24 protein-coding genes are annotated in these 25,836 nt (G+C 57.6%); 11 read left to right on the top strand and 13 right to left on the bottom strand.

Annotated elements, in window-relative coordinates; translation table 11 throughout:
* The first annotated feature begins 57 nt into the window (after positions 1–57).
* Positions 58–597 carry a carbohydrate binding domain-containing protein gene (locus tag H4317_RS18545; protein WP_185888036.1) on the top strand — a complete coding sequence of 180 codons (540 nt, stop codon included), beginning with the start codon at positions 58–60 and terminating at the stop codon, positions 595–597.
* Positions 598–685: 88 nt separating this feature from the next.
* Positions 686–1,993: a hypothetical protein gene (locus H4317_RS18540; protein ID WP_185888035.1), complete on the top strand. Its 1,308-nt coding sequence runs from the start codon at positions 686–688 to the stop codon at positions 1,991–1,993.
* Positions 1,994–2,133: 140 nt separating this feature from the next.
* Here H4317_RS18540 and H4317_RS18535 read toward each other — a convergent pair whose 3' ends face one another.
* Together H4317_RS18535 and H4317_RS18530 are read right to left on the bottom strand one after the other, a co-directional pair.
* Positions 2,134–2,856, bottom strand: a complete 723-nt coding sequence (locus H4317_RS18535) for a glycosyltransferase family 2 protein (protein WP_185888034.1) — start codon at positions 2,854–2,856, stop codon at positions 2,134–2,136.
* 158 nt (positions 2,857–3,014) lie between these two features.
* A complete protein-coding gene (locus tag H4317_RS18530) occupies positions 3,015–3,806 on the bottom strand; it encodes an SDR family oxidoreductase (protein ID WP_185888033.1) in 792 nt (263 codons plus the stop codon).
* Positions 3,807–3,945: 139 nt separating this feature from the next.
* Between H4317_RS18530 and H4317_RS18525 the strand changes: the two genes are divergently transcribed.
* The 6 genes from H4317_RS18525 to H4317_RS18500 all read left to right on the top strand — a co-directional run bounded on the left by H4317_RS18525 (position 3,946) and on the right by H4317_RS18500 (position 9,738).
* Positions 3,946–5,229 carry a hypothetical protein gene (locus H4317_RS18525; RefSeq protein ID WP_185888032.1) on the top strand — a complete coding sequence of 428 codons (1,284 nt, stop codon included), beginning with the start codon at positions 3,946–3,948 and terminating at the stop codon, positions 5,227–5,229.
* A 91-nt stretch (positions 5,230–5,320) separates the two neighbouring features.
* Entirely contained in the window at positions 5,321–5,860 is a 540-nt protein-coding gene (locus H4317_RS18520; protein ID WP_185888031.1) for a 3-hydroxyanthranilate 3,4-dioxygenase, read from the top strand.
* A 38-nt stretch (positions 5,861–5,898) separates the two neighbouring features.
* On the top strand, positions 5,899–6,984 hold the full coding sequence (locus H4317_RS18515; protein ID WP_185888030.1) for an amidohydrolase family protein: 1,086 nt from the start codon (positions 5,899–5,901) through the stop codon (positions 6,982–6,984).
* Positions 6,985–7,010: 26 nt separating this feature from the next.
* Entirely contained in the window at positions 7,011–8,291 is a 1,281-nt protein-coding gene (gene kynU / locus H4317_RS18510; RefSeq protein ID WP_185888029.1) for a kynureninase, read from the top strand.
* A gap of 125 nt (positions 8,292–8,416) precedes the next feature.
* The gene (locus tag H4317_RS18505) at positions 8,417–9,118 is read left to right on the top strand and encodes a hypothetical protein (RefSeq protein WP_185888028.1); all 702 of its coding nucleotides are present in this window, start codon (positions 8,417–8,419) and stop codon (positions 9,116–9,118) included.
* Between the two features lie 17 nt (positions 9,119–9,135).
* Positions 9,136–9,738 (top strand): alpha-ketoglutarate-dependent dioxygenase AlkB family protein, encoded by a 603-nt coding sequence (locus H4317_RS18500; protein ID WP_185888027.1) that lies wholly within the window; start codon positions 9,136–9,138, stop codon positions 9,736–9,738.
* Positions 9,739–9,749: 11 nt separating this feature from the next.
* Here H4317_RS18500 and H4317_RS18495 read toward each other — a convergent pair whose 3' ends face one another.
* The 4 genes from H4317_RS18495 to H4317_RS18480 form a co-directional block, all read right to left on the bottom strand.
* Positions 9,750–10,889, bottom strand: coding sequence for a putative sensor domain DACNV-containing protein (locus H4317_RS18495; protein WP_185888026.1), 1,140 nt, complete (start codon positions 10,887–10,889; stop codon positions 9,750–9,752).
* Positions 10,890–11,014: 125 nt separating this feature from the next.
* The gene (locus H4317_RS18490; protein WP_185888025.1) at positions 11,015–11,407 is read right to left on the bottom strand and encodes a hypothetical protein; all 393 of its coding nucleotides are present in this window, start codon (positions 11,405–11,407) and stop codon (positions 11,015–11,017) included.
* A 90-nt stretch (positions 11,408–11,497) separates the two neighbouring features.
* A complete protein-coding gene (locus H4317_RS18485) occupies positions 11,498–13,738 on the bottom strand; it encodes a TonB-dependent receptor (RefSeq protein WP_185888024.1) in 2,241 nt (746 codons plus the stop codon).
* A 305-nt stretch (positions 13,739–14,043) separates the two neighbouring features.
* A complete protein-coding gene (locus H4317_RS18480; RefSeq protein ID WP_185888023.1) occupies positions 14,044–14,196 on the bottom strand; it encodes a hypothetical protein in 153 nt (50 codons plus the stop codon).
* 314 nt (positions 14,197–14,510) lie between these two features.
* Here H4317_RS18480 and H4317_RS18475 point away from each other — a divergent pair, with 314 nt between their 5' ends.
* The gene (locus H4317_RS18475) at positions 14,511–15,890 is read left to right on the top strand and encodes an FAD-dependent oxidoreductase (RefSeq protein ID WP_185888022.1); all 1,380 of its coding nucleotides are present in this window, start codon (positions 14,511–14,513) and stop codon (positions 15,888–15,890) included.
* Positions 15,891–15,902: 12 nt separating this feature from the next.
* Here the strand turns inward: H4317_RS18475 and H4317_RS18470 are convergent, their stop codons facing one another.
* On the bottom strand, positions 15,903–16,535 hold the full coding sequence (locus H4317_RS18470; protein WP_185888021.1) for a hypothetical protein: 633 nt from the start codon (positions 16,533–16,535) through the stop codon (positions 15,903–15,905).
* Positions 16,536–16,665: 130 nt separating this feature from the next.
* A complete protein-coding gene (gene rpoN, locus H4317_RS18465) occupies positions 16,666–18,255 on the bottom strand; it encodes an RNA polymerase factor sigma-54 (protein WP_185888020.1) in 1,590 nt (529 codons plus the stop codon).
* Between the two features lie 280 nt (positions 18,256–18,535).
* Here rpoN and asnS point away from each other — a divergent pair, with 280 nt between their 5' ends.
* Positions 18,536–19,939 (top strand): asparagine--tRNA ligase, encoded by a 1,404-nt coding sequence (asnS, locus tag H4317_RS18460; RefSeq protein ID WP_185888019.1) that lies wholly within the window; start codon positions 18,536–18,538, stop codon positions 19,937–19,939.
* Between the two features lie 71 nt (positions 19,940–20,010).
* Here the strand turns inward: asnS and H4317_RS18455 are convergent, their stop codons facing one another.
* A complete protein-coding gene (locus tag H4317_RS18455; protein ID WP_185888018.1) occupies positions 20,011–20,259 on the bottom strand; it encodes a hypothetical protein in 249 nt (82 codons plus the stop codon).
* 108 nt (positions 20,260–20,367) lie between these two features.
* Between H4317_RS18455 and H4317_RS18450 the strand changes: the two genes are divergently transcribed.
* Positions 20,368–21,294 carry a T9SS type A sorting domain-containing protein gene (locus H4317_RS18450; RefSeq protein ID WP_185888017.1) on the top strand — a complete coding sequence of 309 codons (927 nt, stop codon included), beginning with the start codon at positions 20,368–20,370 and terminating at the stop codon, positions 21,292–21,294.
* A gap of 71 nt (positions 21,295–21,365) precedes the next feature.
* On the opposite strand, the gene H4317_RS18445 is transcribed toward H4317_RS18450, so the two are convergent.
* From H4317_RS18445 to H4317_RS18430, 4 genes are all read right to left on the bottom strand, one after another.
* Positions 21,366–22,688 (bottom strand): alginate O-acetyltransferase AlgX-related protein, encoded by a 1,323-nt coding sequence (locus tag H4317_RS18445; protein ID WP_185888016.1) that lies wholly within the window; start codon positions 22,686–22,688, stop codon positions 21,366–21,368.
* Between the two features lie 3 nt (positions 22,689–22,691).
* Positions 22,692–24,110, bottom strand: a complete 1,419-nt coding sequence (locus H4317_RS18440) for an MBOAT family O-acyltransferase (RefSeq protein ID WP_185888015.1) — start codon at positions 24,108–24,110, stop codon at positions 22,692–22,694.
* A 122-nt stretch (positions 24,111–24,232) separates the two neighbouring features.
* On the bottom strand, positions 24,233–24,685 hold the full coding sequence (locus H4317_RS18435; protein ID WP_185888014.1) for a hypothetical protein: 453 nt from the start codon (positions 24,683–24,685) through the stop codon (positions 24,233–24,235).
* A 194-nt stretch (positions 24,686–24,879) separates the two neighbouring features.
* Positions 24,880–25,584 (bottom strand): hypothetical protein, encoded by a 705-nt coding sequence (locus H4317_RS18430; RefSeq protein ID WP_185888013.1) that lies wholly within the window; start codon positions 25,582–25,584, stop codon positions 24,880–24,882.
* Between the last annotated feature and the right edge of the window lie 252 nt (positions 25,585–25,836).

The following is a 25,836-nucleotide window of genomic DNA, read 5'->3' as shown; positions in this document are numbered from 1 at the left end:
CGGGCTGCTGATTTTCCGCTAGTTTTGAGCACACAAATACTTCTTTGTCTCACATTTATGAAAAAACTGCTTTACGCACTTCTGGCGGTAGGCATGGTTTCCTGCGGCGAAAAAAAAGCAGAAATTCCGGCCAATCAACTCGCTGGCAACGATTTCGAATCAATTGACGGTTGGATGGGTGATAATACCCCTGCTTCTCTGACCAAAGAAAAAGCTCATTCGGGTCGGTATTCCATCAAAGTAGATCCGGCTGTAGAATATAGCATGGGCTATAGCAATTTGCTGGGCAAACTCAGCGCCAGCAAACTACGCAAGCTGAAGGTGCACGGCTGGGTAAACCTGCCGAACGGTAAGACCGAAGCTGTACTGGTTACGCAAATCACGGACCCCGCAAATCCGGCTGCCAAACCGATTGTTTGGGAAGGCCTTAAGCTCACAGACCAAGTGAAGGCGTTCAATAAATGGGTAGAAGTAGAAAAGGAGATTATCCTGCCCGACAACGTGACCTACGCCAACAAGATAAGCGTGTACCTGTGGCGCACCGGCGCTCCAGAACCTGCTTTCCTGGATGATCTGACCATCGAAAAAGTCGATTAGGCAGCTGCCTTATTGCCTGTACGGCTCTTCGGGATAAGCTACTGGCTGCCCCGAAGAGCCGTTTTGCTGTCCGCTTGGACCCTTTTGCATGAAATCTTTAGCTAGTTATCTTCTGGTTGTTGCGCTGGCGCTGCTGGTTGTTTTTCAGGCCCGAAAATGGGATGCGCACAACGTATTGGTCTGGGACATGGGCGGCTACTACCAATATCTGCCCAGCTATTTTATCTACGATGATGTAGGGGACGGTTCCTACACAGCGGCTGTGCGCGCCCACTATCGGCCCGACCTCAACAGCCGCTATGGGTTGGTGCCGGCGCCCAACGGGCAGCAGGTAATGAAGTATCCGCCCGGCATGGCGCTGTTCTACACGCCCGCCTTTTTCGTAGCGCACACTTTCTCGCTGTTGCGTGGTTCTCCGGCCGACGGCTATGCCCCGATTTATCAGAAGATGGTTATGCTGCTGTGCCTGGGCTATGCCATGCTGGGTCTGTGGCTGTTGCGGGCCGTGCTGCGCCGGTTCTTCGAAGACACTACCGTGGCGCTTACTATTCTGGCAGTAGGGCTGGCCACCAATTTTTTCTGCTATGCCACTTACGAGTCGCCGATGTCGCACGGCACGCTGTTTCTGCTGAATGCGACTCTGCTGCTGCTCACAATCCGCTGGCTGGCTGCCTTCCGGCAGCGCGATGCCGTGCTGCTCGGGCTTACGCTAGGCTTGCTGGGACTGGTGCGCAACACGGAGCTGTGGATGGGACTAGTGCCGGCACTGTGGGGCCTTACCTCGGGCGTAGCAGTACGGGAACGGGTGCAGCAGCTGTGGCAGCACCGTGGCCAAGTCCTGTTGGTTGGGGTGCTGGCAGTGGCGGTGCTGGCAGTGCAGCCGTTGTTCTGGCACAGTGTAGGCGGCGCCTGGGTTATTGATTCTTATCCGGGCGAGAAATTCGACTTGCGTCATTCGCATCTGCTGGAAGGATTCTTCAGTATGCGCAAGGGCTGGCTGGTTTACACGCCTGTTATGGCGCTGGCCCTGTTGGGCGTCTTTATGCTGCGGCGCCAGGTGCGGGCGGCGCTGCCGGTGTTGGTGGTGTTGCTGCCGCTGGTGCTGTACGTTACTTGGTCGTGGTGGGACTGGGGCTACGGCGGGAGCTTTAGCCAGCGCCCCCTCATCAGCCTGTATCCGCTGTTGGCGCTGCCGTTGGCCAGCGTTTTCGACCGATGCCGCCGTTCCTATGTTTCGCTCTACGGCATTACCCTTGTACTGCTGGGCTGCATTGTGCTCAACCTGTTGCAGACGTGGCAGTATCATCTAACCATTCTGCACTGCTGCGACACTACCTGGGAAATGTATAAAGCGCATTTCTTCTGGCTAGAATGGCCTCCAGCACCCCCGAAATAGTAGTCGAAGCTGCTTTCTCATATCAGGCATTCGACCCTTTTTCGGGTATACAAAGCCACTAAAGCGCATGCCCCCTGGCCTCTTCTTATTGAGGCCAGGGGGCTTGTGTCTGTAAGGAAGGTGTGGAGTTCCTGAAAGGCCTAGCCAAACAGGCCATACTTTATGATGCAGTAGATGGCCCGAAATCCGTCGCGCCAGCCTATTTTCTTGCCCTCGGCGTACGTGCGGCCATAATAGCTGATACCGACTTCGTAAATGCGCACATCCTGCACACGCGACACTTTAGCCGTTACTTCCGGCTCGAAGCCAAAGCGTTTCTCTTCCAGTTTCAGGCGCTGAATAATGTCGCGGCGGAACAGCTTGTAGCAGGTTTCCATGTCGGTCAGGTTCAGATCCGTGAACATGTTCGACAGGAAGGTGAGCATCTTGTTGCCGATGCTGTGCCAGAAAAACAGAATGCGGTGCGGGTTGCCGCCCATGAAGCGCGAGCCAAACACCACATCAGCAAAGCCTTTCAGCACCGGCTTGAGCAGCACATTGTACTCTTCCGGATCATATTCCAAGTCCGCATCCTGAATGATGACGTAGTCGCCGGTGGCCTCGCGGATGCCGGTGTGCAGCGCCGCGCCCTTGCCTTGGTTTACTGTATGCTGCAGCAGGCGCAGGCCCATTTCGGGGTAGCGCTGCATATAGGCCTGGATGGCTTCCACCGAGTTGTCGGAAGAGCAGTCATTGACCAGAATAATCTCCTTCTTTATATCATTGACCAGCTTCAGTTCGCGCAGCAAATCCAGAATTTGATGGATAGTGCGGCCTTCGTTGTAAACGGGAATGACGATGGAAAGCGTGTCGATGTGTACCAAAGCGCGAAAAGGCTTGACGGAAAGTCAGCAAAAATAGGACGGATTGGCCAGTGTTGGCTACCCGCCGCCTGGAATGATCAATAGCGGAAGAAATTAGCTACTATTCTGCCGGCTACTCAAGGGTCTGAAACTGGGAAATGATGGCCTTTTTCTGGCGCTTACAAGCTGCCTGTGCGGCCGCCATCTACGGGCACGTTGATGCCGTTGATGTAGCCCGCCGAGCCGGAAGCCAGAAATACTACTGCCGCCGCCGTTTCCTCGGCCTGCCCAAATCGGCTGGCAGGAATCAGCTTCAGCATACCGGCTTCAATTTCCTCTGCCGACTGCCCGGTCTGAGTGGTTTTCTTCTCGATAAGTGAGGTGTGACGCTGCGTGACGGTGGCGCCCGGCAGCACATTGTTCACGGTGATGCCATGCGGGCCCAGTTCGTTGGCCAGCGTTTTGGCCCAGCTGGCCACCGCTCCCCGGATGGTATTCGACACGCCCAGACCCGGCAGCGGCTGCTTCACGGAAGTACTGATAATGTTGATGATGCGCCCATACTTACGCTGGCGCATGGCCGGCACAACGGCTTGTGCCAGCAGATGATTGCAGACAAGGTGCTGCTCAAATGCTGCCCGGAAGGCATCCACGGGGGCATCCAGAATTGGCCCGCCGGCTGGTCCGCCGGTGTTGTTGATGAGGATATGAAAACCTTCGGGATGCGCCGCCAGATATGCATGCAGGCGTTCGGCCAAGGTAGCGGGCTGCGAAAAATCGGCTACCAGATAGTCGTGCACCTGGCCATGGGGCGTAGGCAGCGCCGCCGCCGTTTCGCGCAGGCGAGCTTCGTCGCGGGCCAGCAGCGTAACGGTGGCTCCCAAGCAAGCCAGTTCCTCGGCTATGGCCCGGCCGATGCCCTGCGTGCTGCCGCCTACCAGGGCGCGTTGGGAAGTAAGATCAAGATTCATGGAAACCAAAGTTGGAAATGAGCTTAAAAGTAGCAAAATGCCTGTCGGGTACTGGTCACGTGTAGCTGGAACAGGCTTTTGCGTAAGTTCGCCGGTAGTTGCAGCGCGGCCAGAACAGGTGCGCCTTTATCCGATTCGTATGTCTTTTGCCGGTTGGCTGCTGGTAGCCGCTTTTGTTGTTGAGTTTCTGCTGTTCACGTTTCTGCGCAATGTATTTGGGGCGGCCCTCAGTCCGGTTGTGCTGTGGCTGGCGGGGGTAGGAGTAGGGATAAGCGGACTGTGGGCGTTCCGGGGCCGTTCACTGCCGGTACTACGCCCTGCTACAAAAGCGCAGTTGATAAGTGCAGCTCTATTGCTTGGCGCATTAGTAGCTTTCGGCCTGCGGGTGGCCCGGATGCTGGGGAAGGTACCCATCGATCCTGCTTTGTCGGATGTAATTCCTTCTATCGAAGTGATGGTGCAACGGTGGCTGGCCCACGAGGCAGTTTATGTGCCCATCCTAGACTTCGGGTACATCATCTATCCCACCTATTTGCCTCTTACCTGGCTGCCCTTCGTACCGGCCGAGCTGCTGCATATCGACTACCGGTGGGTGGCATTTGTTGGGTTTGGGTTGGCGGTTGCGGTAGGTGTCGGGCTGCTGATTCGGCGCCAATTGCCGTTGCCAGCAACGCTGGCATTGGCAGTGGTACCGTTGCTGCTGCTCCAAGCCATTCTGCAAACCGACCCGAATACGCTTACACGCACGATTGAGCTTCTTATCGTGGGGTTCTATTTGCTGCTGGCCTTTAGCCTGTGGCGCGGGCCTTGGTGGGTGCAGGCATTGTGTCTCACGGTCTGCATATTGTCGCGCTTTTCGCTGGTATTCTGGGTGCCGCTGTGGCTAGCAATACTCTGGCAGCAGCAGGGGCGGATGGTGGCATTGCGTGTGACGGGTTTGGTAGCCGCTCTGGTACTGGTCATCTATATCGCGCCCTTCCTGAGCCACGATTGGGGCGCCTTTGCCCGCGCCCAGGACACGTACACCGGCGCTGCCATCGGTGAATGGGAACAGCCTCCCATCGGCCGGCCTGAGCATCTGTACCGCGGAGTTGGGCTGGCCGCATTTTTCCACCGCCTGGCCCCCGGCGACATTGCCCAGCGGGTGCAACTGGTGCGGCTGGTGCACGCAGGCGTGTGTGTAGCGGTAGTAGTGGCGGCCGCGGCTTATTGGTTTGGGCGCCGGCCCCGGCTGGATTACCGCATCTACGGGCTTCTCACGCTGAAAGTCTATCTGGCAACCTTTTATGCCTTTGTACAGGTGCCGTACATCTACCTGACGCTGGTAGGCGTGGCCATGGCTTGGCCAATCCTGCTGCTGCTGCGGGGGCATGGCCCGGACGAAGAGCCAGAGTTGCTGCAGGCCAGTGCTGAAGTGAGTTGATGGGGAATTGGTGCGCGGTTTTGTGTAAGTTCGGCCACGCTGTCCGGCCCCGGCTCGGGGCGGCTATCCTTCACCCAACCACCCCCACGCTATGCCCGTTGCCCGTCCTTTCAACTTCCAGAAATGGATTGACGAACACCGCCACCTGCTCAAGCCTCCGGTCGGCAACCAGCAGGTGTTCAAAGACAACCAGGACTTTATTGTGATGGTAGTAGGCGGCCCCAACGCCCGTAAAGACTACCATTTTGATGAAGGCGAAGAACTGTTTCTGCAGATCGAAGGCGACATTGTGGTAAAGATTATCGAGGATGGCAAGCCAGTCGATATCGAAATAAAACAGGGCGAGATGTTCCTGCTGCCGCCCCGCACGCCCCACTCGCCGCGTCGGCCGGCCGGCACCGTAGGGCTGGTATTGGAGCGCTACCGTACCGCTGGTGAGCTGGACGGCTTCCAGTGGTATTGCGAAAACTGCGGCAACAAGCTCTATGAAGAGTATGCGGAAATCACAGACATCGTGACCCAGCTGCCACCCATCATGAATGCCTTCTGGCAAAACGACGACCTACGCACCTGTAAAAAGTGCGGCACTTACATGCCTGCGCCAGCCCCCGTAGCGCCACCCACCGAGTAACCACCCTTTCCGCCACCCACCCAAGCCCAGTTGCGGCAATGCCTTCTACCACCCCTCACTCCGCCGCCTCGCCACCCGTTTCCGCCTTTCTCGCCAACTCGCTTTCCGTCGATATCCACACCCACATTCTGCCGGAGCGCTGGCCCGACCTGCGCGAACGGTACGGATATGGGGGCTTCATTCGGCTGGACCACCACAAGCCCTGCTGCGCCCGCATGATGCAGGACGACAAGTTCTTCCGCGAAATCCAGGATAACTGCTGGGACCCACAGGTGCGGATGCGCGAATACGACCAGTTTGGGGTGCAGGTGCAGGTGCTCAGCACAGTGCCCGTCATGTTCAGCTACTGGGCCAAGCCGCTGGATGCGCTGGACCTGAGCCAGCTGCTCAACGACCATATTGCCGACGTAGTGCAGCGCTACCCTACGCGCTTCATTGGCCTCGGCACCGTGCCCCTGCAGGCCCCCGACTTGGCCGTGCGGGAGTTGGAACGGTGCATGAAGATCGGGCTGGCCGGCATCCAGATTGGCTCACACGTCAACGACTGGAACCTTGATGCGCCGGAGCTATTTGAGGTATTTGCGGCGGCCGAAGAACTGGGAGCGTGCGTGTTTGTGCATCCCTGGGATATGATGGCGCAGCAGAAAATGCCCAAATACTGGCTTCCCTGGCTGGTGGGTATGCCCGCCGAAAGTACGCTGGCGCTTTGCTCGCTGGTATTTGGAGGCGTGCTGGAGCGGCTGCCGAAACTGCGCGTGGCGGTGGCGCACGGCGGTGGCACCTTCGCCAGTACCATCGGCCGCATCGAGCACGGCTTTCAGGTGCGCCCCGACTTGTGCGCCGTCGACAACAATGTGAATCCGCGTGAGTATCTGGGCCGGTTCTGGGTCGATTCGCTGGTGCACGACCCGCTGATGCTCGACTACCTCATGAAAACCCTGGGGGCCGACAAAATCACGCTCGGCACCGACTATCCGTTTCCGCTGGGCGAGCTGACGCCGGGTGAGCTGATTCATTCCATGCCTTTCCCGGATGAAATGAAAGCCCGCATGCTAGGCCAGAATGCCCTGGACTGGCTGGGGCTGCCCGATGCGAAGGTGGCCCAAATTCTGGCGGGCCGCTAGCCACTCGCCCGCCTATCTTTGCCCCAATGACTTCCTTCCAGCCCACCCCCGACTTTGCCGCCCACCTCGACGCGCAGGATATACTGCGCGACTTCCGTTCCCGCTTTCATATTCCGCCCGGCCCCGATGGGCAGGAAAGTGTGTATCTGTGCGGTAATTCGCTGGGGCTGATGCCAAAAGCTGCCCGCGCGGCCGTGGAGCAGGAGTTTGCCGACTGGGAGCGGCTGGGAGTGGAAGGCCATTTTCATGGCACCTCGCCCTGGATGCACTATCACGAAACCCTCACCGAGGCCAGCGCCCGGCTGGTAGGAGCGAAGCCAGTAGAAGTGGTGGTAATGAATAACCTGACCACTAACCTGCACCTGCTACTGATTTCGTTCTACCGCCCTACAGCCACCCGCTACAAGGTGCTCATGGAAGGTGGCGCGTTTCCGTCGGACCAATATGCGCTGGAAAGCCAGGTGAAGCTGCACGGCTTCGCCCCCGATGATGCCATTGTGGAGCTGGTGCCGCGCTCCGGCGAGCATACGCTGCGCACCGAGGACATCGAGGCGAAGATTCAGGAGCTGGGCGACTCGCTGGCCACCATCATCCTGGGCGGCGTGAACTACTATACGGGCCAGGCCTTTGATATGGCGGCTATTGCGCGGGCCGGCCACGCGGTAGGTGCCATTGTGGGTTTCGACCTGGCCCACGCGGCCGGCAACCTGGAGCTGCAGCTGCACGACTGGGACGTGGATTTCGCCTGCTGGTGCACCTATAAATACCTTAATTCTGGTCCCGGCGGCACAAGCGGCGTATATGTGCACGAGCGGTTCGCTAACCGGCCCGATTTGCCGCGCCTGGCGGGCTGGTGGGGCCACGACCCGTCCGACCGTTTCCAGATGAAAAAGGGCTTCCGGCCCATGGCTGGTGCCGCTGGCTGGCAACTGTCCAACGCCCAGATTTTCCCGATGGCCATTCACCGAGCTGCGTTGGCGCTGGTGGAGGAGGCCGGGGGAATGGCGGTGCTGCGCCGCAAGAGTGAGCAGCTCACGGCGTATCTGGAATTTCTGATTCGGGGGCTGAACCTGCCTGCTAGCCGCTTGGAAATTATTACGCCGCAACGCCCGGAGGCGCGCGGCTGCCAACTGTCCTTGCTTGTGCATCAGCAGGGCCGGGAACTGTTCGATTTCTTGGCCGCGAAAGGCATCATTGCTGATTGGCGTGAGCCTAACGTTATCCGGCTGGCACCAGTGCCGCTCTACAACTCATTTCAGGATGTGCAGCGCGTAGGCGCAGCACTAGCCGGCTGGCTGACCCGCTAGCGACCGGCCTTGTAGTGTTCCGATGAAAATGCAGCCCGTGTAACATTTCGGGCATCATTTCCTTCGGTGCGCTGTTTTACGTTTTACTACCGAACTTCGGTGGTTTCCCTTTCACCCCCAGTGCCATGTCTGAAGAGTACGCGGAAAAAATGAGCCGCAAAAAACTGCCCGAACTTCTCCTGTACGTGCGCAACCGCACGGAATACCAGGAAGAGGCTGTTCTGGCTGCCCTCGAAGAGTTGGAGCTGCGTGGACAGCCCCAGCCCGAAGCGGCGGCCATCCGCACCGAATTTCTACCCGTAGTAGAGCAGCAGCGGCAACAGCAGCAGCTTCGTGAGCGGGAACTGGCGCGCACGCCTGTAGCCGCTCCGGGAGAACCTGAGCCTGCCGCTGTCGATGGTCCTGCGCTGTATTCGCCGGGTACTATCGTGCTGTTTTCGATGCTGCCTATGTCGATGATGATAGGTGGGGGCGTGTTGCTGGGGATGAACCTGTTCCGGCTGGGACACAAGCGTGCTTTGCTCGGCCTGGTGCTGTTTATTGTGGTGTATCTGCTGGTGGCTTCTAATGTGCTGGCCTGGGCCATGATGCAGGGCCTGAACCCGTATCTGGCTATCGTGCTCTTCAATGTGCCCGCCGTACTGGCCTATCTGCTCTGGTTCTGGCCACGCTACGTGCGCACAGCCACTTACCGCAGCCGCAGCCTGATACCGCCCATCGTCATTTGTTTTTTGGTAGTCTGGGGCCTGCAGAAAGCTATGCCCTATATCATTAAGCAGCAGCCGAAGGAGGTGCAGATGCAGGTGGAGCAAATGATGAAGCAATAAGCCGCCTGTAAAGTCCTGTGCCAGTCCAGTCACTTGCCCTGCCCGATGCTGATGTGCTGCTCGATGCGCAGTTTCTGAGCCTGGATGCTGCCGCTGCCCTGCTATCAGAACTGACCACTACCATTGCGTGGCGACAGGAACCCATCAAGCTATTTGGCAAGGAGGTCATGCAACCGCGCCTTACTGCTTGGTATGGCGACCCGTCCGCACGGTATCAGTATTCTGGCCTGGCCCTAGAGCCGTACCCCTGGACTCCGGCTCTGGAGCGGCTCCGGTCACAAGTGGAAGCTGCTACAGGCACCCACTTCAACAGTGTACTGCTTAATCTGTACCGCTCTGGGCAGGATAGTATGGGCTGGCACGCTGATAATGAGCCGGAGTTGGGGCCGACTCCCATCATTGCTTCTGTAAGCCTTGGTGATACCCGCCGGTTCCGCTTGAAGCCCCGCGACCCACAACGTACGCAGCACGCACCGGTTTCACTGGAATTATCGGCAGGAAGTCTGCTCGTCATGCGTGGCTACACGCAGCGCTATTGGCTGCATGCCGTGCCCAAAACGGCCCGGCCTACCGGCCCACGCCTCAACCTGACCTTTCGGGCTGTTACGCCTTCTTCCTGAAGCCGCTGCTATTACAGCAGCAGTACATCTATGCGGTGCGCGTGTACCATCTGCAGCGGCTCCGACCAGGCAAATACCGTGAAATAGCCATCCTGAGAAGCTACTAGTGCCAGTGCATCGTGTTGGTCGTGCACGAACTGGGCGGCGGCTAAGTGCCGGGTGCCACCGTTCTGGGCCGGGTGCATTTCCTGAGCCTCACCACCCACCACGGGGGCCGTCATCACCATTTTTTCTACGGGTACGCTGGAAGCCGCTCGGGTTACTTTCGCCCCGAAAGCCAGCAGATGATACTGCCGGGTGATGACAGTAGCACCATCCACCGCCGTGAAGCCACCCACAATATCAATGGCGCGCAGCAGGGTTTCCTGCCATTCTAGGCTGTCCTTGTTTGTCGGCTTCTGGCTCAGGACTTCTGTAATGGTCGTGTAGGCTGGCACCACCGGGTAGCTCATGGGCTGCACGATAGATGTCCGCCACCGCTCAGAATCGGGCGGAACTATCAGTACCAACCCGCCGCGGCCGTGGGTGCGCATGGCAGCCGCCAGCTCTACCAATACATTATCAGACTGGCCGGTAGAAGGCAGCGTGAAACTCTGCAGCGACTTACGCAGCGCCGGGCAGTCGGCTACGCCTGCGTTGTCCTCGTCTACCACCTGAATCTGGTCGCCGCGCAGAATGGCAACGTTGATAAACTTGCCGAAGCCATCGGCCCGGCGGTGCTTGGCTACCAGCAGGCCCGGTTCTATTACTTCCAGCACAAAGCACAGAGGCGGTACACTGGTGGCCGTTCCCCATACATATAGGCCATCTTCATCGTGCCACACCCCTAAGTGGGTGCCGGGCTGCTCTACAGCCGGGGCCAGCTTAATCAGGTTTGATGGTGTAAGGCGCCGCCGGTGCCCGAATATCAGGGGCTGCGCGGTTTGATCGGGCTGCAGCAGCGCCAGCGAAATTTTGGGTGGCCGGCCTTCTTCCCGGCGCAGGCTCGCCCAGAAAGCCACATCAATAATAGCTTCTACCAACGGCACTTCGGGCGGCGGCGCCAGGTGCGGAATATCATGCTGGCTGGCCAGCGCCCGGTGCTGCGCGAAATGCGTTTCAATGACCGGCGCCACCATGCGGGCCGCCAGATAAGTAGGTTCAGAAAGCATAGGCTGGCCGCCGGTTGTGGCGGCGCAAATTACGGGTTAGCCGGAACACACAAACGGCCGGCTTCCGCGAGGAAACCGGCCGTTTGCAGGGAATGTTTCTGATGCCCGAAGGCAGCTGCAGCTGCTTACTTGATATCGAAGAGTAGCCCCACAAATACCAGACGACCGATGTTCGGGCCGCCGTATACCTGCGTGTTGGTGGCATCAAGCAGGTTGGAGCCACCGGCCTGCACGGTCGTGTACAGCTTCGGAATGGCATACCCAACGTAGGCATCCACCGAGCTGTAGTCGTTCAGTTCGCCCACTGCGAAGGGTAGCTCGTAGAGGTGACCCTGAGCCCAGCGGTAGTTCACGGAGTAGGTCAGGTGGTTGAACGCCACACCGTTGGCACCTACGTTGTACTTATGCTTCGGTGTGTTGAAGAACGTCTGGAATCCTTCGGGCAGATTGCTTTTGTCCAGCACGTTCAGCGAATAGTTAGCAGTGAACGTGAGCGGGCGAGCCACGCTGTAGCTCATGCCAAGTGCCGCGCCATAGGTGCGTACTTCCTGGCGGGCGTTGGTCCATACCTGCAGAATGCGGGTAGGAGAGGTAACATCCTGAAAAGGTTAGGCCTTACCGGATTCTGCAGTCAGTTGGGCAAGCGTTGGGCGGCTGCCGTCGCGGTTGCCAATGAAACGCTGCGCCCCGATAAAGTCGTTGTAGTAGCTCTGGTAGTAGTTCACATCCACGGCCAGCTTCTCACCCAGCGTGCCTTTGTAGCCCGCTTCGTAGGTGCTCAGGCGCTCCAGCTTCAGCGGAGCAGCGTTGTATTCGAATGGAGTCAGTACGGCCGGGTTGCTTTGTGCGGCAATGATGTTTGCCCGCGTGGCAACGCCGGTGCTGTAGCCTTGGAAACCATTATCTACGTTGCCGAGCAGCAGCACCTGGCGCACGTCCAGACGGATGTACTGGTCGAGTTGCGTGGGTGAGCGGAAGGCACGGCCGTACGAGACACGGAAGTTATGCTGCTTGTTCTCACCGGCCGAGTACACTGCCGAAGCCCGGGGAGAGAAGGCGGCATCAAAGTTCTTGAAGGCATCAACGCGGCCGGCTACTGCCAGTTTCAGGCGCTCATTCAGCAGTTTTTGCGTCAGTTGAGCGTAGCCACCCAATTCGTGGTTCTGAATGCGGGCGTTGTCATCGGAATACAGGTTGCCGTTGGAACCCAGACGGAACTTGCGGTACGCACCACCCACAATTAGGTCGGTGCCTTCGGCCAGTGGCAGGTTGTATTGGGCGTTGCCTTCGTTCAGCAAAGAGCTAGGGTTGAGGCGGGCACCGGCGCCAGGAGTCGCATCCGTAATGATGCGCGTCCGCAGCTCCTGGAAGCGTGGATCAGAGGGTTGTAGCTGCGTGGCGTTGGCGGCAGCCTGTGCCTGCTCCAGCGAGCCAGTCGTCTGGAATTTGGTCAGGTACGTCTCGTAGAAGCGACTTGCGTAGGTTTCGGTGGGGCGGCTAGGGTTGTTGGTTGAGGAAGTCTGGAGGAAGGAACCCAGGAAGCCCAAGTCGTACGATTCGCCCCCGAAATCCTGCAGCGACTGGCCCCGCAGAAACCAGCGGTTGCCCTTGATTTCGCCGTGCAGCTGGTTGGTCCCAAATTCCTTGAAACGGTAGCGGCTGCTGCTCTGGTAGCTAGAAGTACCACGGTTATAGCTGAAACCAACCGTCATCTTGATATTGCTGGTCAGCAGGTACGACAGCGACGGGTGAATCTTCACAGACCGAGCCTTGTAGTCATCGGCTACCAGCTCTTTCTCCGTGAAGCCCGGCATAAACACTGTTTTGCCGCGCAGCGCGGCTGGCGTAGTGGCATAAGCCGGCGAGGTCGGGTCGTTGGTGAAGGTAAACCCGCCTACGTCGCCGTAGCGGTTCACGGCATCATAGCCCAGCGCCGAGCCTTCGGCGTTGTTGCGGCCTTCAATGAGTGTGCTGGTAGCCGCGTAGTTACTGGCCAGCCAGTCGTCGGCTGTCAGATACGAGCCTACAACTTTGAAGGCAAACTTCTCGCCCAGCTTCTTGGCGTAGCGAAACTGACCGTCTAACAGATTGCGCTGGCCGCCGCGCAGCCGCACGCTCAGGCCTTCCGTCACAAAGGGGTCTTTGGAGTTGAGTAGCAATACGCCGTTGAAAGCATTGGCTCCGTAGAGTGCCGAAGCCGGGCCGTGGATGATTTCGATGCTTTCCACGTCCAGCTCGGGCAGGCCCGTCAGGTTGCCAGCATTCACGTTAAGGCTCGGCGACTGAGTATCGAAGTAGTCCGTCAGCTGAATCAGGCGCTCCGACTTGGCCGAGTTGAAGCCGCGCGTGCTCAACGAGTTCATCAGCAGGCTGCTGCTGTTTACATCAATGCCTTTGTAGTGGTTCAGGCCCACCTGCAAGTCGGCTGTGGGGATGCGTTCCACTTGCTGCGTGTTGAGCTTTTCCACAGTCACAGGAGCCTGCAGAATCCCTTCCTGCACCCGCGAGGCCGAGGCAATTACCTCATTCGTGAGCGTAGAATTGATTTTGAGCGTCACCTGCACGTTGTTGTCGGGCTGCGCCAGCGAAACTTCCCGGGTTTCGTAGCCCACAAACGATACCGACAGCACAACCGGTGGAGCCGAGAAATCGGCACGTAGCTGGAACCGGCCTTCCCGGTCGGTGCTGCTACCAATAAATGTTCCTTTGATAAACACGGTGGCACCCGGTAGCGGTTCACCGGCATCGGTCTGCACTAGGCCGCTGACCGTAATGGCTTCCTGTGCCCAAGCTGGAGCATAGCTCAGCAGAAGAAGCAGAAAGACAAACAAATGGTAGGTTTTTCTCATGTTAGAGCAAGCAAAAAAAGGGAGTTAGCAAAGGGTAAAAACGCAAATAGCCTGCAAAATTATAGTTGTTATGCATAACAAAAAATAGGGCAAGTATTTGAAAATCATAAGTTTATTGCTAAGTATCTTCTTGTATTTAACCTACATCAAACAGTATATATCCATTTGCTATTGCCTGGAATAGCAAGCCAAGTAGCCTGAGGCCAGTTGCGAGATGAAAAGAGGCAGACACAAAAAAACCGCCCGAAGGCGGTTGGATAGCGAAATAAGAATAGATAGGGAAGCCGTAAACTGAAACCGGCGAATTAGTAGCGAATGTCCGGATGCCCATACAACTGTGGACAATCACCGCTGCCAATAAGATACTCGCCAATCTGCAACTGCTCGGGGCCTGTGCCCGTGAGGTTGGAGGTAACAGCAGTAGAATGCGACATTTCAGGAGTAGGAATTGGAGGCATGGTCAGGGAGATTTTAGGAGAGGAGCAGAGAATGAGTAGGCAAGCGGAAGGAGTTATGCACAGTATCGGCAGTAAATCTTTATTGGACTTTAGATACGAAGACTGTGAAGTATATGGATTCATGGATAAATAAATTCATTGTATAGTTCAAAATTACGCGGCTATTTCAGGCGCTTCAGGAGTTTACGCTGAAGCAGGGGCAGATACCCGACCAACCTCACCATTTGCCAGACTAACTGCTGGGAGTTGGGGCAGCCGAACAAATCCGCTGCCGAACTAGTAGCTTCGTTACCCCTTCCTTACCCACCCACTCCATGTCCGCTACCGTCGCCCCACACTCATCTGATTCCGTTACGCTCATGGGAGCTGGCCTGGTTGGCTCGCTGCTAGCCCTATACATGGCGCGTCGTGGCCATTCCGTAGATGTGTTTGAGCGCCGCCCCGACCCGCGTTTGGCTGGCCCGGTAGAAGGCCGTTCCATCAATCTGGCACTATCGGACCGTGGCTGGCGGGCTTTAGAAGGCGTGGGTATTGGCGACGAAATTCGGCGCGTAGCCATTCCTATGTACCGGCGCGTGATGCACGACGCGAAGGGCCAACTCACCTTCCAACCCTACGGCCAGGATAATCAGGCTATTTATTCTGTGTCGAGAGGCGGCCTGAACCGCACGCTGCTGGAGCTGGCCGAGGCCGAGCCGGGCGTGACGCTGCACTTCAACCAGCAGTGCTTGCACGTGGGCCTGAAGGAGCGTGAGCTGCACCTACGCGATGCCGCTACCGGCCAGGAGCAGGTGCGGCCGTTTCAGCGGCTATTCGGTACTGATGGGGCGTTTTCGGCGGTGCGCACGGCCATGCAGAAGACGGACCGCTACAACTACTCGCAGAGCTACCTAGAGTATGGCTACAAGGAGCTGAACATTGCGCCCGCTGCTGATGGCACGTGGCAGTTGGAGAAGAATGCGCTGCACATCTGGCCCCGCGGCCAGTACATGATGATTGCACTGCCTAACCTCGACGGCTCGTTTACCTGCACCTTGTTTTTTCCCTACGAAGGCAAGCACTCCTTCGCGGCACTGCAAACTCCGGCGCAGGTGCAGGAGTTCTTCGCAGAAGTGTTTCCGGATGCTGCCCCTCTGATGCCGGAACTGATCGAAGACTTTTTCCAGAACCCGACCGGCTCGCTCGTGACGGTGCGCTGCTTTCCGTGGGCGTTTGACGATGATGTGCTGCTACTCGGGGACGCCTCGCACGCCATTGTGCCGTTTTATGGACAAGGCATGAACGCCGGCTTCGAGGATTGCACCGTGCTCAGCCAACTCATGGATGAACACGGCAACGACTGGCACACGATTTTCCAGGAGTTTCAGCGGCAGCGCAAGCCCAACGCCGACGCCATGGCCGACCTAGCCATCTACAACTTCGAGGAGATGCGTGACAGGGTAGCGGACCCGCGCTTCCTGCTGCAGAAGAAAATCGAGAGCAAAATATCGGCGCAGTATCCCGACCAATGGCTGCCGCTCTACTCCCAGGTTACATTCTCGCCCGACACGCCCTACGCTGAGGCCTTGGCCAACGGGCAGCGGCAAGAGCGCATCATGCGCAAACTGATGAAGCACATTGAGGCCGAGGCGGACTTTGATAAGCCGGAAGTGCAGGAACTGGTGCACCACGAAATGGGCCGCATAGCTGACTAAGCCTGCCCGGAGCTACCCCAGCGCCAGCCCTACACCAAACCCCATAACCAGACTGACGCCCAGCCCGAAACCGGCCCAAACCTGTTCCGGCGTGTGTGCATTCAGGGCCAGCCGTGCACTCATGACGGCGCCGCCCAGCACAATGCTGCCCGTCAGCCACCAGATGATGGTGCTGCCGGCCTCGCCTCCCAGATACAAGAGTGTCAGCAGCCCGACCGTGCCGCCCATGCCTACGCCGTGGGCCGATATTTTCCAGCGCAGCGAAATTAATAGGGTAAGAAGCACGGCCAGGGTCATGCCGGCCATCATTTGTACCAACAGCATATCAAACGCCTGCGGATAGCGGCCCATCGTCAGGGTAGCCGTGCTAAACCCAATGACGGCCAGCAACAGGGGCAAGGGCCGCTGGCGCCGCTCCCGCAGCTCCAAGCTGCTTACGTAGCCGCCCCACAGCAGCAGCGCCGTACCCACAGAAGGCAGCACAAACGTGAATAGCAGCACTACGCCCAGCACCAGCCACCGGTCGGGCAGGGCGGGGCGTAGCACCACACCAGGCAGCTGGTAGCAGACCACATAGAACAGGTAGCCGGGCACAAGCAGCGGGTGGCACACCGACGATAAAATGGTGGCGAGCAGGCGGTTCAAAAAAGCAATAGGTAGCGGTAGGGGAGCAGCAATAGCCAAAGCTACCAAAGTGCCGGCCCGCTACCAAAGCAGTGAGCCGGCCGGAAGCAACAACTTCCGGCCGGCTCACCGTTCAATACTCAATAGTAATCTACAGCTCTTTGCGCAGCCGCGCCACCGGAATGTTAAGCTGCTCGCGGTACTTGGCCACTGTGCGGCGTGCAATGTTGTAGCCGCGGGCGTTCAGCATCTTTTCCAGCTTATCGTCGCTGAGTGGCCGGTCTTTCTTCTCGCCCTCGATGATTTCTTTCAGGATGTGCTTCACCTCGCGGCTGCTGGCGTCCTCGCCCGAGTCGGTGGCAATGCCTTCGGAAAAGAAGTACTTAAGCGGGTAAATTCCGAACTCCGTCTGCACCGATTTGGAGTTGGCTACTCGGCTCACGGTGCTGATGTCCATGCCAATTTCGGTGGCTATGTCCTTGAGAATCATGGGGCGCAACTTGCTTTCGTCGCCGTCCAGGAAAAACTCGCGCTGGTAGCGCACAATGGAGTCCATGGTGCGCAGCAGCGTGTTCTGGCGCTGCCGAATGGCATCAATAAACCACTTAGCCGAGTCCAACTTCTGCTTCACGAAGGTCACAGCTTCCTTCAGCTTCTTGTCCTTCTTGGCGCCCTTGTCATAAGCCCGGAACATATCCGTGTAGGCCGGCGACACACGCAAATCTGGGGCGTTGCGCGAGTTGAGCGTGAGGTTCAGAATGCCGTTGTCGTTGGTCAGAATGAAGTCGGGGATGATATACTGCACCTTGCCCATACCCACCGGGCCAGTACCGCCGGGCTTGGGGTTGAGCTTCAGAATCAGGGCAATGGCTTCTTTCAACTCATCGTCTTCAAGGTCAAGGCGCTGCTGGATGCGGGGGTAGTGCTTCTTGGTAAACTCGTCGAATGTTTCGTTAAGAATCCGCTCGGCGTGCTCCGTTACCTCGTCCTGGGGGCGGCGCTCCAATTGTAGCAGCAGGCACTCCTGTAAGTCGCGGGCCGCTATGCCGGCCGGGTCGAAGCTCTGTACCACGTGCAGCACCGCTTCTACTTCTGCCACCGAAGCTTCTACGTTCTGCGCAAAAGCCATGTCGTTGGCAATGGCCGACAGGTCGCGCCGGATGTAGCCGTCGCCGTCAATCGAGCCGATGAGCTGGCGGCCAATGGCTTCCTGCTTCTCGTCTAGGTCAGCGAAGCCCAGCTGGTCGAGCAGGTTATCGATGAGCGAGCCGCTGGTATCGGCCAAAGGCATTTCACGGTCGTCTTCGTCCTCGCCGGGGCCGTCGCCCTGCATCTTGTAGCCGGCTATTTCGTCGTCGTTGAGGTAGTCGCTCAGGTCCAGGTCATCAGCGCTGTCCGACTCTTTCTGGTCCGCCGGCTCGTCCTTCATTGGCAGCTCTATTTCGGGCTGCTCCTCGCTGCGGCTGTCGTCAAAGTCCTCGTCCAGAGTGTTGTCCGGATTGTCGAACTCCGAATCCGGGTCGTCGAAATCATCCGTGTCGTCGCTGGAATCGTCGCCGCCTTCCTGGTCCTCGAAATCGTCGTCCGCGTCGTCGCCTTCCTCCAATGCCGGATTGGCCTCCAACTCCTCCTTAATGCGGGCTTCGAGCTCCACGGTCGGGATTTGCAGCAGCTTAATGAATTGTATCTGTTGGGGTGACAGCTTCTGCGAGAGAAGCTGTTTCATGTCCAGTCGTTGCATACTCAAAAACGCGTACGCCCCGCCTAGGTGAAAACGGGGTGTGGTAGCCAAAGATATGCCTTTCTGTACTTGGGTTAGGGGGAAAATGTTGGCTCAGCATCTGCCATCCTGAGCCAAGCGAAAGACCTTCACACGCCAGACCAAAACCATTTAACAGTAACCCAGACGTGAGAAGGTCCTTCGCTTGGCTCAGGATGACAGATATAAGGGTGAAAACCGGCTAACAAATCTTCTACCTTTGCCATCTTATCTATTCCAAACCCTGAGAACCGAAATCCTGATGTCCGACCTCCGAAAAACCAGCGTGCAGGAGCTGCTCCGTAGCACCGACCTGGACCGCGAAGTGCTGGTGAAAGGCTGGGTACGCACCCGCCGCGGCAACAAATACGTGCAGTTTATTGCCGTGAATGACGGCTCAGGCTTCAATTCTATTCAGGTAGTAGCCAACGCCGAGCAGTTTCCGGAGGAAAAGCTGAAAGCCGACGGCGTAGAAAATGGCGCCGCTATTGCCGTGCGCGGCAAGCTGGTAGCCTCGCAGGGCAAAGGCCAGTCGGTAGAAATTCAGGCCGAGGAAATTACGGTGTATGGCTCTGCCGACCCGACCACGTATCCGTTGCAGAAGAAAGGCCACTCGCTGGAGTTTCTGCGCGAAATAGCCCATCTGCGCCCCCGCACCAACACGTTCGGCGCGGTGCTGCGCATCCGGCACGCCATGTCGTTTGCCATCCATAAGTATTTCAACGACCACGGCTACTTCTACATCCACACGCCCATCATCACCGGCTCCGATGCCGAAGGTGCCGGCCAGATGTTTCGCGTAACCACGCTGTCTGACACCAAGCCGCCTTTGAATGAGGCCGGTGAAGTAGACTACACAGCCGACTTCTTCGGCAAAGCCACCAACCTCACCGTTTCGGGTCAGCTCGAAGGCGAGGTGGCAGCTATGGCGCTGGGCAAGGTCTACACATTCGGCCCCACGTTCCGGGCCGAAAACTCCAATACCGCCCGCCACTTGGCCGAGTTCTGGATGATTGAGCCGGAAGTGGCCTTCAACGATCTGCAGGACAACATGGACTTGGCCGAGGATTTCCTCCGCAGCCTCGTCCGCTATGCCCTGGAGCACTGCCCCGACGACCTGCAGTTCCTCAACGACCAGTACGACAAAGAACTGCTCAATCGTCTGCAGTTCGTGGTGGATAACGAGTTCAAGCGCCTCACTTACACCGAGGCCGTGGAAATTCTGAAATCGGCGAAGCAGAAGTTCGAGTTTACCGTGGACTGGGGCACCGATTTGCAATCGGAGCACGAGCGGTACTTGGTGGAGAAGCACTTCAAGAAGCCCGTTATCCTGACTAACTACCCCAAGGATATCAAGGCGTTCTACATGAAGCTGGACGAGGATGGCCGCACGGTGCGCGCCATGGACGTGCTGTTTCCCGGCATTGGCGAAATCATCGGCGGCTCGCAGCGCGAAGAGGATATGCAGAAGCTTACGCAGCGCATGCAGGAAATGCACGTGCCCGAAGAAGACCTCTGGTGGTACCTCGATACGCGCCGCTATGGCAGCGCCCCGCATGCTGGCTTCGGCCTGGGCTTCGAGCGTCTCATCCTGTTCATCACCGGCATGGCCAACATTCGCGACGTCATTCCCTTCCCCCGCTTCCCGAAAAGCGCGGAGTTTTAACCGTCTGAATTCATCCGGCTCCAACAACAAAACAGGCGGCTCCGTAAGGGCCGCCTGTTTTAGTTTGAGTATTAGCAGTAGTTCCGCAGTTCTTTGTCGTCTACGGCCAGCAGATTATCCAGCCGCAGCTCGAAGCCGTCGGCGAGGCGCAGGTATTCTACTTTGTCCTGAATGTAGAGGTCTTGGATGATGCCGTGGTAGGTGCTGGGGGGCGTGTCGGGCTCGGTGCGGTAGGTGAGGGTGCAGGGCTGGCCGGTGGTGGCGCGGGCTTCCAGCTCGTCGTAGAAGCTGCAGCTGATGGGTTTGTAGGCGGTAGGCATGGTACAGGTGAGTCTGAAGACAACAGATACCCGTAACAACGTCTCTGCCAGGAAGTAGTTATATTCCGCTTTCCTTCACCTTCCACCACCACCCTCAAAACCAGTTGCATGCAGAAATTACTACCCTCCTTCGTTTCCCGGACCTTTTTAAGCCTGTCGTTGCTGGCGCTGGCCACCGGTTTTGCGGAAGCCCAGACTCCGGTAACCGTTACGATTGGCACCGGAACTTCCGCTGGCTCTACCAACGCGCTGCTCAGCACCAGCACCACCACCAACAAGTACGCGCGCACGGTGTCCATCTATTCTGCTGCCGAGCTACAGGCCGCCGGAGCACGGGCCGGCTCCATTACCAAGCTTGCCTGGTATAAGGACGGCACCGGCGAGTATACTTCCGGTAATGCACAACTGCGCATCTACCTCAAGCGCACGACAGCCGCAGCCCTTTCTGCCAACCCGGTGGTATGGGATACGGAAGTGCTGAGCGCCACGCAGGTGTACAGCAACACTACATTGAGCCTGCCGACGGGTACCGGCTGGAAGGATTTCGCCTTCACGGCCCCCTTTGTCTGGAACGGCACCGACAATATTGAAGTACTAGTAGACTGGTTCCGCAACAGTGCTCCCACCGCCGATATCAGCTGGCGCTACACAGCCGTTTCCGCAACCGGCGGTGCCCATGCCACCCAGGTCAACAGTGCCGTAATTCCAACCGTTCGGTGGGCGGCTAACCGTCCGAACGTGCAGTTCCAAGTGGCCATTGTCAATTCCTCCCTCAGCCAGGCGCCTGCCGACTGGGTGCAAGTAGCTCCTAACCCATTCGCGACAGACCTGAAGCTCCTGATTGGGGCCGGCAGCCAGAACCAGCGCCTAGATGTCTCGCTGACCGACGTGCTCGGGCGTAGCCATTTCCAGCAGCAGACAGCCGCCGGAGCAGAGCGCACGTTGCAGTTGCCCGCCGATTTGGCCGCCGGTATTTACTTCTTGACCGTCTGGAACGATAAATGGCAGCAGACCACCCGGCTCGTGCGAGAATAGCGCGAGGATGCCCTAAAACAAGAACAGCCGCTGGGTTTACCAGCGGCTGTTCTTGTTTTAGAAAGCTGGCTTCACGGTCTTACCAACTCGTACTGTTGCAGAGCCTTCTCGCGCAGCAGTTCATTGTAGTCGCGGTTGATGGCGTTGGCCTGCTGCCACAGCGAGTCCTGGAGGGCAGTGGACTGCTTCAGGCGCTCCTCGATGGCCTTGATGCGGGTCTGGTCAGCATCTGTGAGCGGGTAGAAAATGTCGTAGGCATTGGCCGAAAAACCCTGGTCGAAGGCTCCTAGGTTATGCTGCGTGTAAAGCAGCAGAATTACCCGTTGCTTGAGCATTTCGGCTTTGCGGTCTAGTTCCCGCTCCACGGGTGGCCCGCCAGGCTCGGTGGGGTTGCCTTCACCTACTGCCCGGTTGTAGTACCAATACTGGAATTTTTCGTTAAACAGCTTGGGCAGATACGGATAGAAACTAATCAGACTCCAGCCGAAACTGTCGCCAACCAGTAGCAGGTCGGGTTTTTGCTGGCCGGGTTTCGGTTCCTCAAACTCAACGCGCGGGTACGCCATCCGGAAAGGTTTCTGCGGCACTAGTAGATTCATGGCCTTGGCCACGTCGTTGTCGGTGTCGCGGGTGTCATCTAGTACATCCCGGCCCGTAGTTCTGAAATCGGGCAGGTCTAAATTCCCACGCTGCTCAATGTAGCGGAACAGCGTGTCGGCGGCCAGCGTGAGGCCGTAGCCGCTCCAGTGAATACCGCCACGCGGAAACAACGGGTAGGAAGCCGTATCCTTCCACTGCTGAAACACGGCCGCCAAATCTATTAGGTTTACCCCTTTGGCTTGCATTTCGCGGGCATAGGCGGTATAGTTGCTGGTAGAGCGGGGCTGATGCAGGAAGTAGCCGGGAAACTGATCTGCGTAGAAATTTGCCTTGTCCGGCGTGATGGCGAATACGAGCAGAATGTTGTGCTTGGCTAGCGTATCCTGCACAGCCTTCAGGCGGCGCACATTCCGCCGGATTTCGTTTTCGCCCTTAAAATCCTGGCCCAGATAAGCTCGGATGGCCGTCTCATCCAGCAGAATATCGTCGTTGCCAATCAGCACTTTGTTGGCTTTGCTCACCCGAAACACAGAGTAGGCAACTTGGTTTCGAATCCGGATCAGCAGTTCCCGGAAGCCAATCCGGTCTTCAACGTATTTCTCCAGTGCTGGCTGGTAGCTGTTGTCGAGCAGGCCTTCGGAAGTAAAGTCGGGGTGCGGTGCTTTTTCGGCGTAGCCGCCCAGCTCCTCTGTATGTATCAGTTGCAGGCGGCTTTGCAGCGCTGGCAGCAGGAGCATGGCCAGCAACAGCCCTAATAGCACGCGTTTAAGCCACACAGAAACAGAAGAACCCATGTGCTAGAAACGGAAGTAGATAAATGGATTGAATGAGTTGCCGATGATGGCCCCGGCACTGAGAATGAGCAGAATAGCCGTGGCCAGCGTGAGGCTGACAGCACGCGGCAGCGCCAGCTTTTCGCCAAACAGCATGCTCACCTCCCACCGCTCTACGCGCGGCAAGGCTGCCATAAAAGAAAACAAGGCCGCCAGCGCCATAATAGCCCAGAACTCGTTGCTGAGATAGGGCAATTGATCCATGCCTCCGGCAAACATCTGCCGGATGTATTCCAGACCAAAAGAGAGGCTAGGGGCCCGGAACATAACCCAGCCAACCACTGTGATAAGAAAAGTCGGCAGGATGCTGAGTACACCGATTTTCTTGTACAGCTTCAGCAGAAACAGCCGGTCGAGTACCAGAAACAGCCCGTGAAAGGCCCCCCAGACAATGAAGTTCCAGGCCGCCCCGTGCCAGAATCCCGACAGGATAAACACGGTCCAGAGGTTGGCGTAGAGGCGGCCGGTTGTCACCCGATTGCCACCGAGCGGAATGTAGAGGTAGTCGCGCATCCAGCGGCCCAGCGTGATGTGCCAGCGCTGCCAGAACTCGGTGATGGAGCGCGACACATACGGGTTGTTGAAGTTTTCGGGGAACTGAAAGCCCATGATGCGGCCCAGCCCGATGGCCATATCCGAATAGCCAGAGAAGTCGAAATAAATCTGGAAGGTGTAAGCCACTGCGCCCAGCCACGCCAGCGGCGCCGATACTTCCGCCGGATTCAGACCAAAAATTCGGTCGGCTTCCAGGCCCAGTACGTTGGCGATGAGCACTTTCTTACCCAGGCCAACCCCAAAGCGAAACAGGCCAGCGAGTTTATGGTCGATGGTGTCGAAGGCGCGCCGGTCGGTGAGCTGGCCCGCTATTTCGTGAAACCGCACAATGGGGCCGGCAATCATCTTCGGGAACAGCATGATGTAGAGCATGAAGTCCCAGAAGCTGCGTAGCGGCTTGTTCACGCCTCGGTACACGTCAATGGTGTACGTCAGCTTCTCGAAGGTGAAAAAGGAAATGCCGATAGGCAGCACTACCTGCTCCCATTCCAGCGCGGCGCCTCCCGCTGCCTCCCGAACGGCACTGGCGTTTTCCAGAAAGAAGTTGGCGTACTTGAAATAGAAGAGCATAGCCACGTTAATGACAATGCTCATAATCAGATAAATGCGCTTCTTCCAGCCTTCCGACTTGTCCATGAAGCGAATCAGGACGAAGTTGACGACGACCGAGGCTAGAAACAGGGCCAGAAAGTTGAGGCCGCCCCAAGCATAAAAGCCAATGCTGGCTACCAGCGCCACCAGATTTTTCAATCGGTGCGGTGCCAGAAAATAGAGCAGCAGGAAACCCGGCAGGAAATAGAATAGGAATAGCGTACTGCTGAATACCATGCAGGGCGAAATAGCGGGCTACAAAAAAACGCCCGAAAATACAGCTTTGCGTAGTTATTGAGCCAAAAAAAACGTCGGTCCTACATAGGACCGACGTTTGTAACTACTGCTGGATGCAAGGGCTAATGCTTGCCTTTGCCATGGCCTTTGCCATTTCCCTGCCCGCCATATACTTTCTTGGCTTGGCCGGGCGGCAAACCTTTGCCGTTTTCTAGGCGCTTAACCTGGCCAGGCGGTAGGCTGGCCGGATACATAGTGCGGTGGCGGCTTACCAGCGTCCAGGGCTGGTTGCCACGGTAATCAATAGCAACCGGATGGAAGGACGACGGCGTGTAGCCACTAATTGAGCTCAGCCGTTCCCATTTGCCGTTGCGCTCTACGATGTAGCGCTGGTCGCGCAGGTCATAGTAGCCGCCATATTCAGGTACATAGTAGTACTGGGTACCAGCCGGCACGGCCGGGCCCCAGCTAGGAGGCGCAATGTTGATATTCACCTGGGCCTGGGCCGACTGCGTTAGTGCAGTAAGCGAAAGAGCCAACAGGCCTGAAAGGGCAACTTTGGGCAGGAAGTGCATGGTGGAAAGTTGAAGTGAGGAGATAGGAACAGGAGCAACGAGGCAAGAACGGCGCCAAAGAACAGCTACCATACTGGCCGCGTCCGGAATGCCGTCCTTAACGTGGGTTGGGCTGGTTATGTTGGTTACTTACCAGAGAGCATAAAAAAAGGCTCTCCACATTGTGTGGAAAGCCTTTTTGGCTGATGAAGATGCTACATCACCCGGCCCCGGCCGCGGCCGGTTGAAGAACCATTTGGGCCCTGCTGGCCGCCTTGGTTTTGTGGGCTGCCGGGGCTCGGTAAGTTTCTCGGGTTGCTGTAGGTGCTCTGTTCGTTGCGGCCGTTGCCGCGGCTGTCAGGGCCATTGTCGCGGCCATTCTGGTTGCGGTAGTCGTTGCGGCCACCGTAGCTGTTCTGGTTGCTGCGGTTGTCGTGGTAGTCGTTGCGAACGTAGCCACCCTGGTTAGCAGGTCGGTTGCCATAGTATGCCGGGCCATAGGCGCCATAAGGAGCGGCATTGTAGCCCCGGCCCGGCCAGTTGGCGCCGTAATAACGGCCAGGTGCCACGCCCCAGCGGCCACAATAGGCCCGGTGGTCGCGCAGGTAGCCCCAGGGCTGGCGGCCTACATATTCAATCACGACAGGGTGAAAAAAACGCGGGTCGTAGGAGGCGTAAGCCCGCGGAAGCATCGGCGAGCTGACCCAGGCCCCGAACCCCGGATCATAAAACAGGTACGACTGCGCATACAGATCATAGTAGCCGTCGATTTCCGGGATGTAGTAGTACTGCACATGCGGCGCGACGGCCGGCCCCCAGTACGGGGCATTCACCCAAACCTGGGCTTGGGCCTGCGCGCGGCTGCTATACAGCAACAAGCCCAGTGCCAACGCAATACCCGATTTCAATAGAGTTTTCATGGAAGTAAGACGGAAAAGAAAGTCTGATAACTATAATGCAAAACCTGCACCATAAAATTTTGAAGCATCTGCAGTTAGAACTGCTGGTCAGCAAGAACTTTTGCTTCCGTCGGGACAATTCGGGGCGCGGCCGTGTTACAGACCACCTGCCCCGCTGCGGCCGGGTGGCACCTCTGAGCCAGGCAAGCTAAAACTGCTGGCAAATAAACTATTGGGGGTAGCTGTCCGGGCGCGTTTTGCGTACTTTTGCAG

The sequence above is a fragment of the Hymenobacter sediminicola genome (assembly GCF_014250515.1).
Classification (GTDB): domain Bacteria; phylum Bacteroidota; class Bacteroidia; order Cytophagales; family Hymenobacteraceae; genus Hymenobacter; species Hymenobacter sediminicola.
The sequence above is the reverse complement of the archived record's forward strand: the minus strand, read 5'-3'. Positions and strand labels throughout refer to the sequence as shown.

Bases quoted from the DNA above. Each gene is read 5' to 3' on its own strand.
- H4317_RS18545 (WP_185888036.1), top strand. From the start codon at position 58: ATGAAAAAACTGCTTTACGCACTTCTGGCGGTAGGCATGGTTTCCTGC.
- H4317_RS18540 (WP_185888035.1), top strand. From the start codon at position 686: ATGAAATCTTTAGCTAGTTATCTTCTGGTTGTTGCGCTGGCGCTGCTG.
- H4317_RS18530 (WP_185888033.1), bottom strand. From the start codon at position 3,806: ATGAATCTTGATCTTACTTCCCAACGCGCCCTGGTAGGCGGCAGCACG.
- H4317_RS18525 (WP_185888032.1), top strand. From the start codon at position 3,946: ATGTCTTTTGCCGGTTGGCTGCTGGTAGCCGCTTTTGTTGTTGAGTTT.
- H4317_RS18520 (WP_185888031.1), top strand. From the start codon at position 5,321: ATGCCCGTTGCCCGTCCTTTCAACTTCCAGAAATGGATTGACGAACAC.
- H4317_RS18515 (WP_185888030.1), top strand. From the start codon at position 5,899: ATGCCTTCTACCACCCCTCACTCCGCCGCCTCGCCACCCGTTTCCGCC.
- kynU (WP_185888029.1), top strand. From the start codon at position 7,011: ATGACTTCCTTCCAGCCCACCCCCGACTTTGCCGCCCACCTCGACGCG.
- H4317_RS18505 (WP_185888028.1), top strand. From the start codon at position 8,417: ATGTCTGAAGAGTACGCGGAAAAAATGAGCCGCAAAAAACTGCCCGAA.
- H4317_RS18495 (WP_185888026.1), bottom strand. From the start codon at position 10,889: ATGCTTTCTGAACCTACTTATCTGGCGGCCCGCATGGTGGCGCCGGTC.
- H4317_RS18490 (WP_185888025.1), bottom strand. From the start codon at position 11,407: ATGAGCTACAGCGTGGCTCGCCCGCTCACGTTCACTGCTAACTATTCG.
- H4317_RS18485 (WP_185888024.1), bottom strand. From the start codon at position 13,738: ATGAGAAAAACCTACCATTTGTTTGTCTTTCTGCTTCTTCTGCTGAGC.
- H4317_RS18480 (WP_185888023.1), bottom strand. From the start codon at position 14,196: ATGCCTCCAATTCCTACTCCTGAAATGTCGCATTCTACTGCTGTTACC.
- H4317_RS18475 (WP_185888022.1), top strand. From the start codon at position 14,511: ATGTCCGCTACCGTCGCCCCACACTCATCTGATTCCGTTACGCTCATG.
- rpoN (WP_185888020.1), bottom strand. From the start codon at position 18,255: ATGCAACGACTGGACATGAAACAGCTTCTCTCGCAGAAGCTGTCACCC.
- asnS (WP_185888019.1), top strand. From the start codon at position 18,536: ATGTCCGACCTCCGAAAAACCAGCGTGCAGGAGCTGCTCCGTAGCACC.
- H4317_RS18455 (WP_185888018.1), bottom strand. From the start codon at position 20,259: ATGCCTACCGCCTACAAACCCATCAGCTGCAGCTTCTACGACGAGCTG.
- H4317_RS18450 (WP_185888017.1), top strand. From the start codon at position 20,368: ATGCAGAAATTACTACCCTCCTTCGTTTCCCGGACCTTTTTAAGCCTG.
- H4317_RS18445 (WP_185888016.1), bottom strand. From the start codon at position 22,688: ATGGGTTCTTCTGTTTCTGTGTGGCTTAAACGCGTGCTATTAGGGCTG.
- H4317_RS18440 (WP_185888015.1), bottom strand. From the start codon at position 24,110: ATGGTATTCAGCAGTACGCTATTCCTATTCTATTTCCTGCCGGGTTTC.
- H4317_RS18435 (WP_185888014.1), bottom strand. From the start codon at position 24,685: ATGCACTTCCTGCCCAAAGTTGCCCTTTCAGGCCTGTTGGCTCTTTCG.
- H4317_RS18430 (WP_185888013.1), bottom strand. From the start codon at position 25,584: ATGAAAACTCTATTGAAATCGGGTATTGCGTTGGCACTGGGCTTGTTG.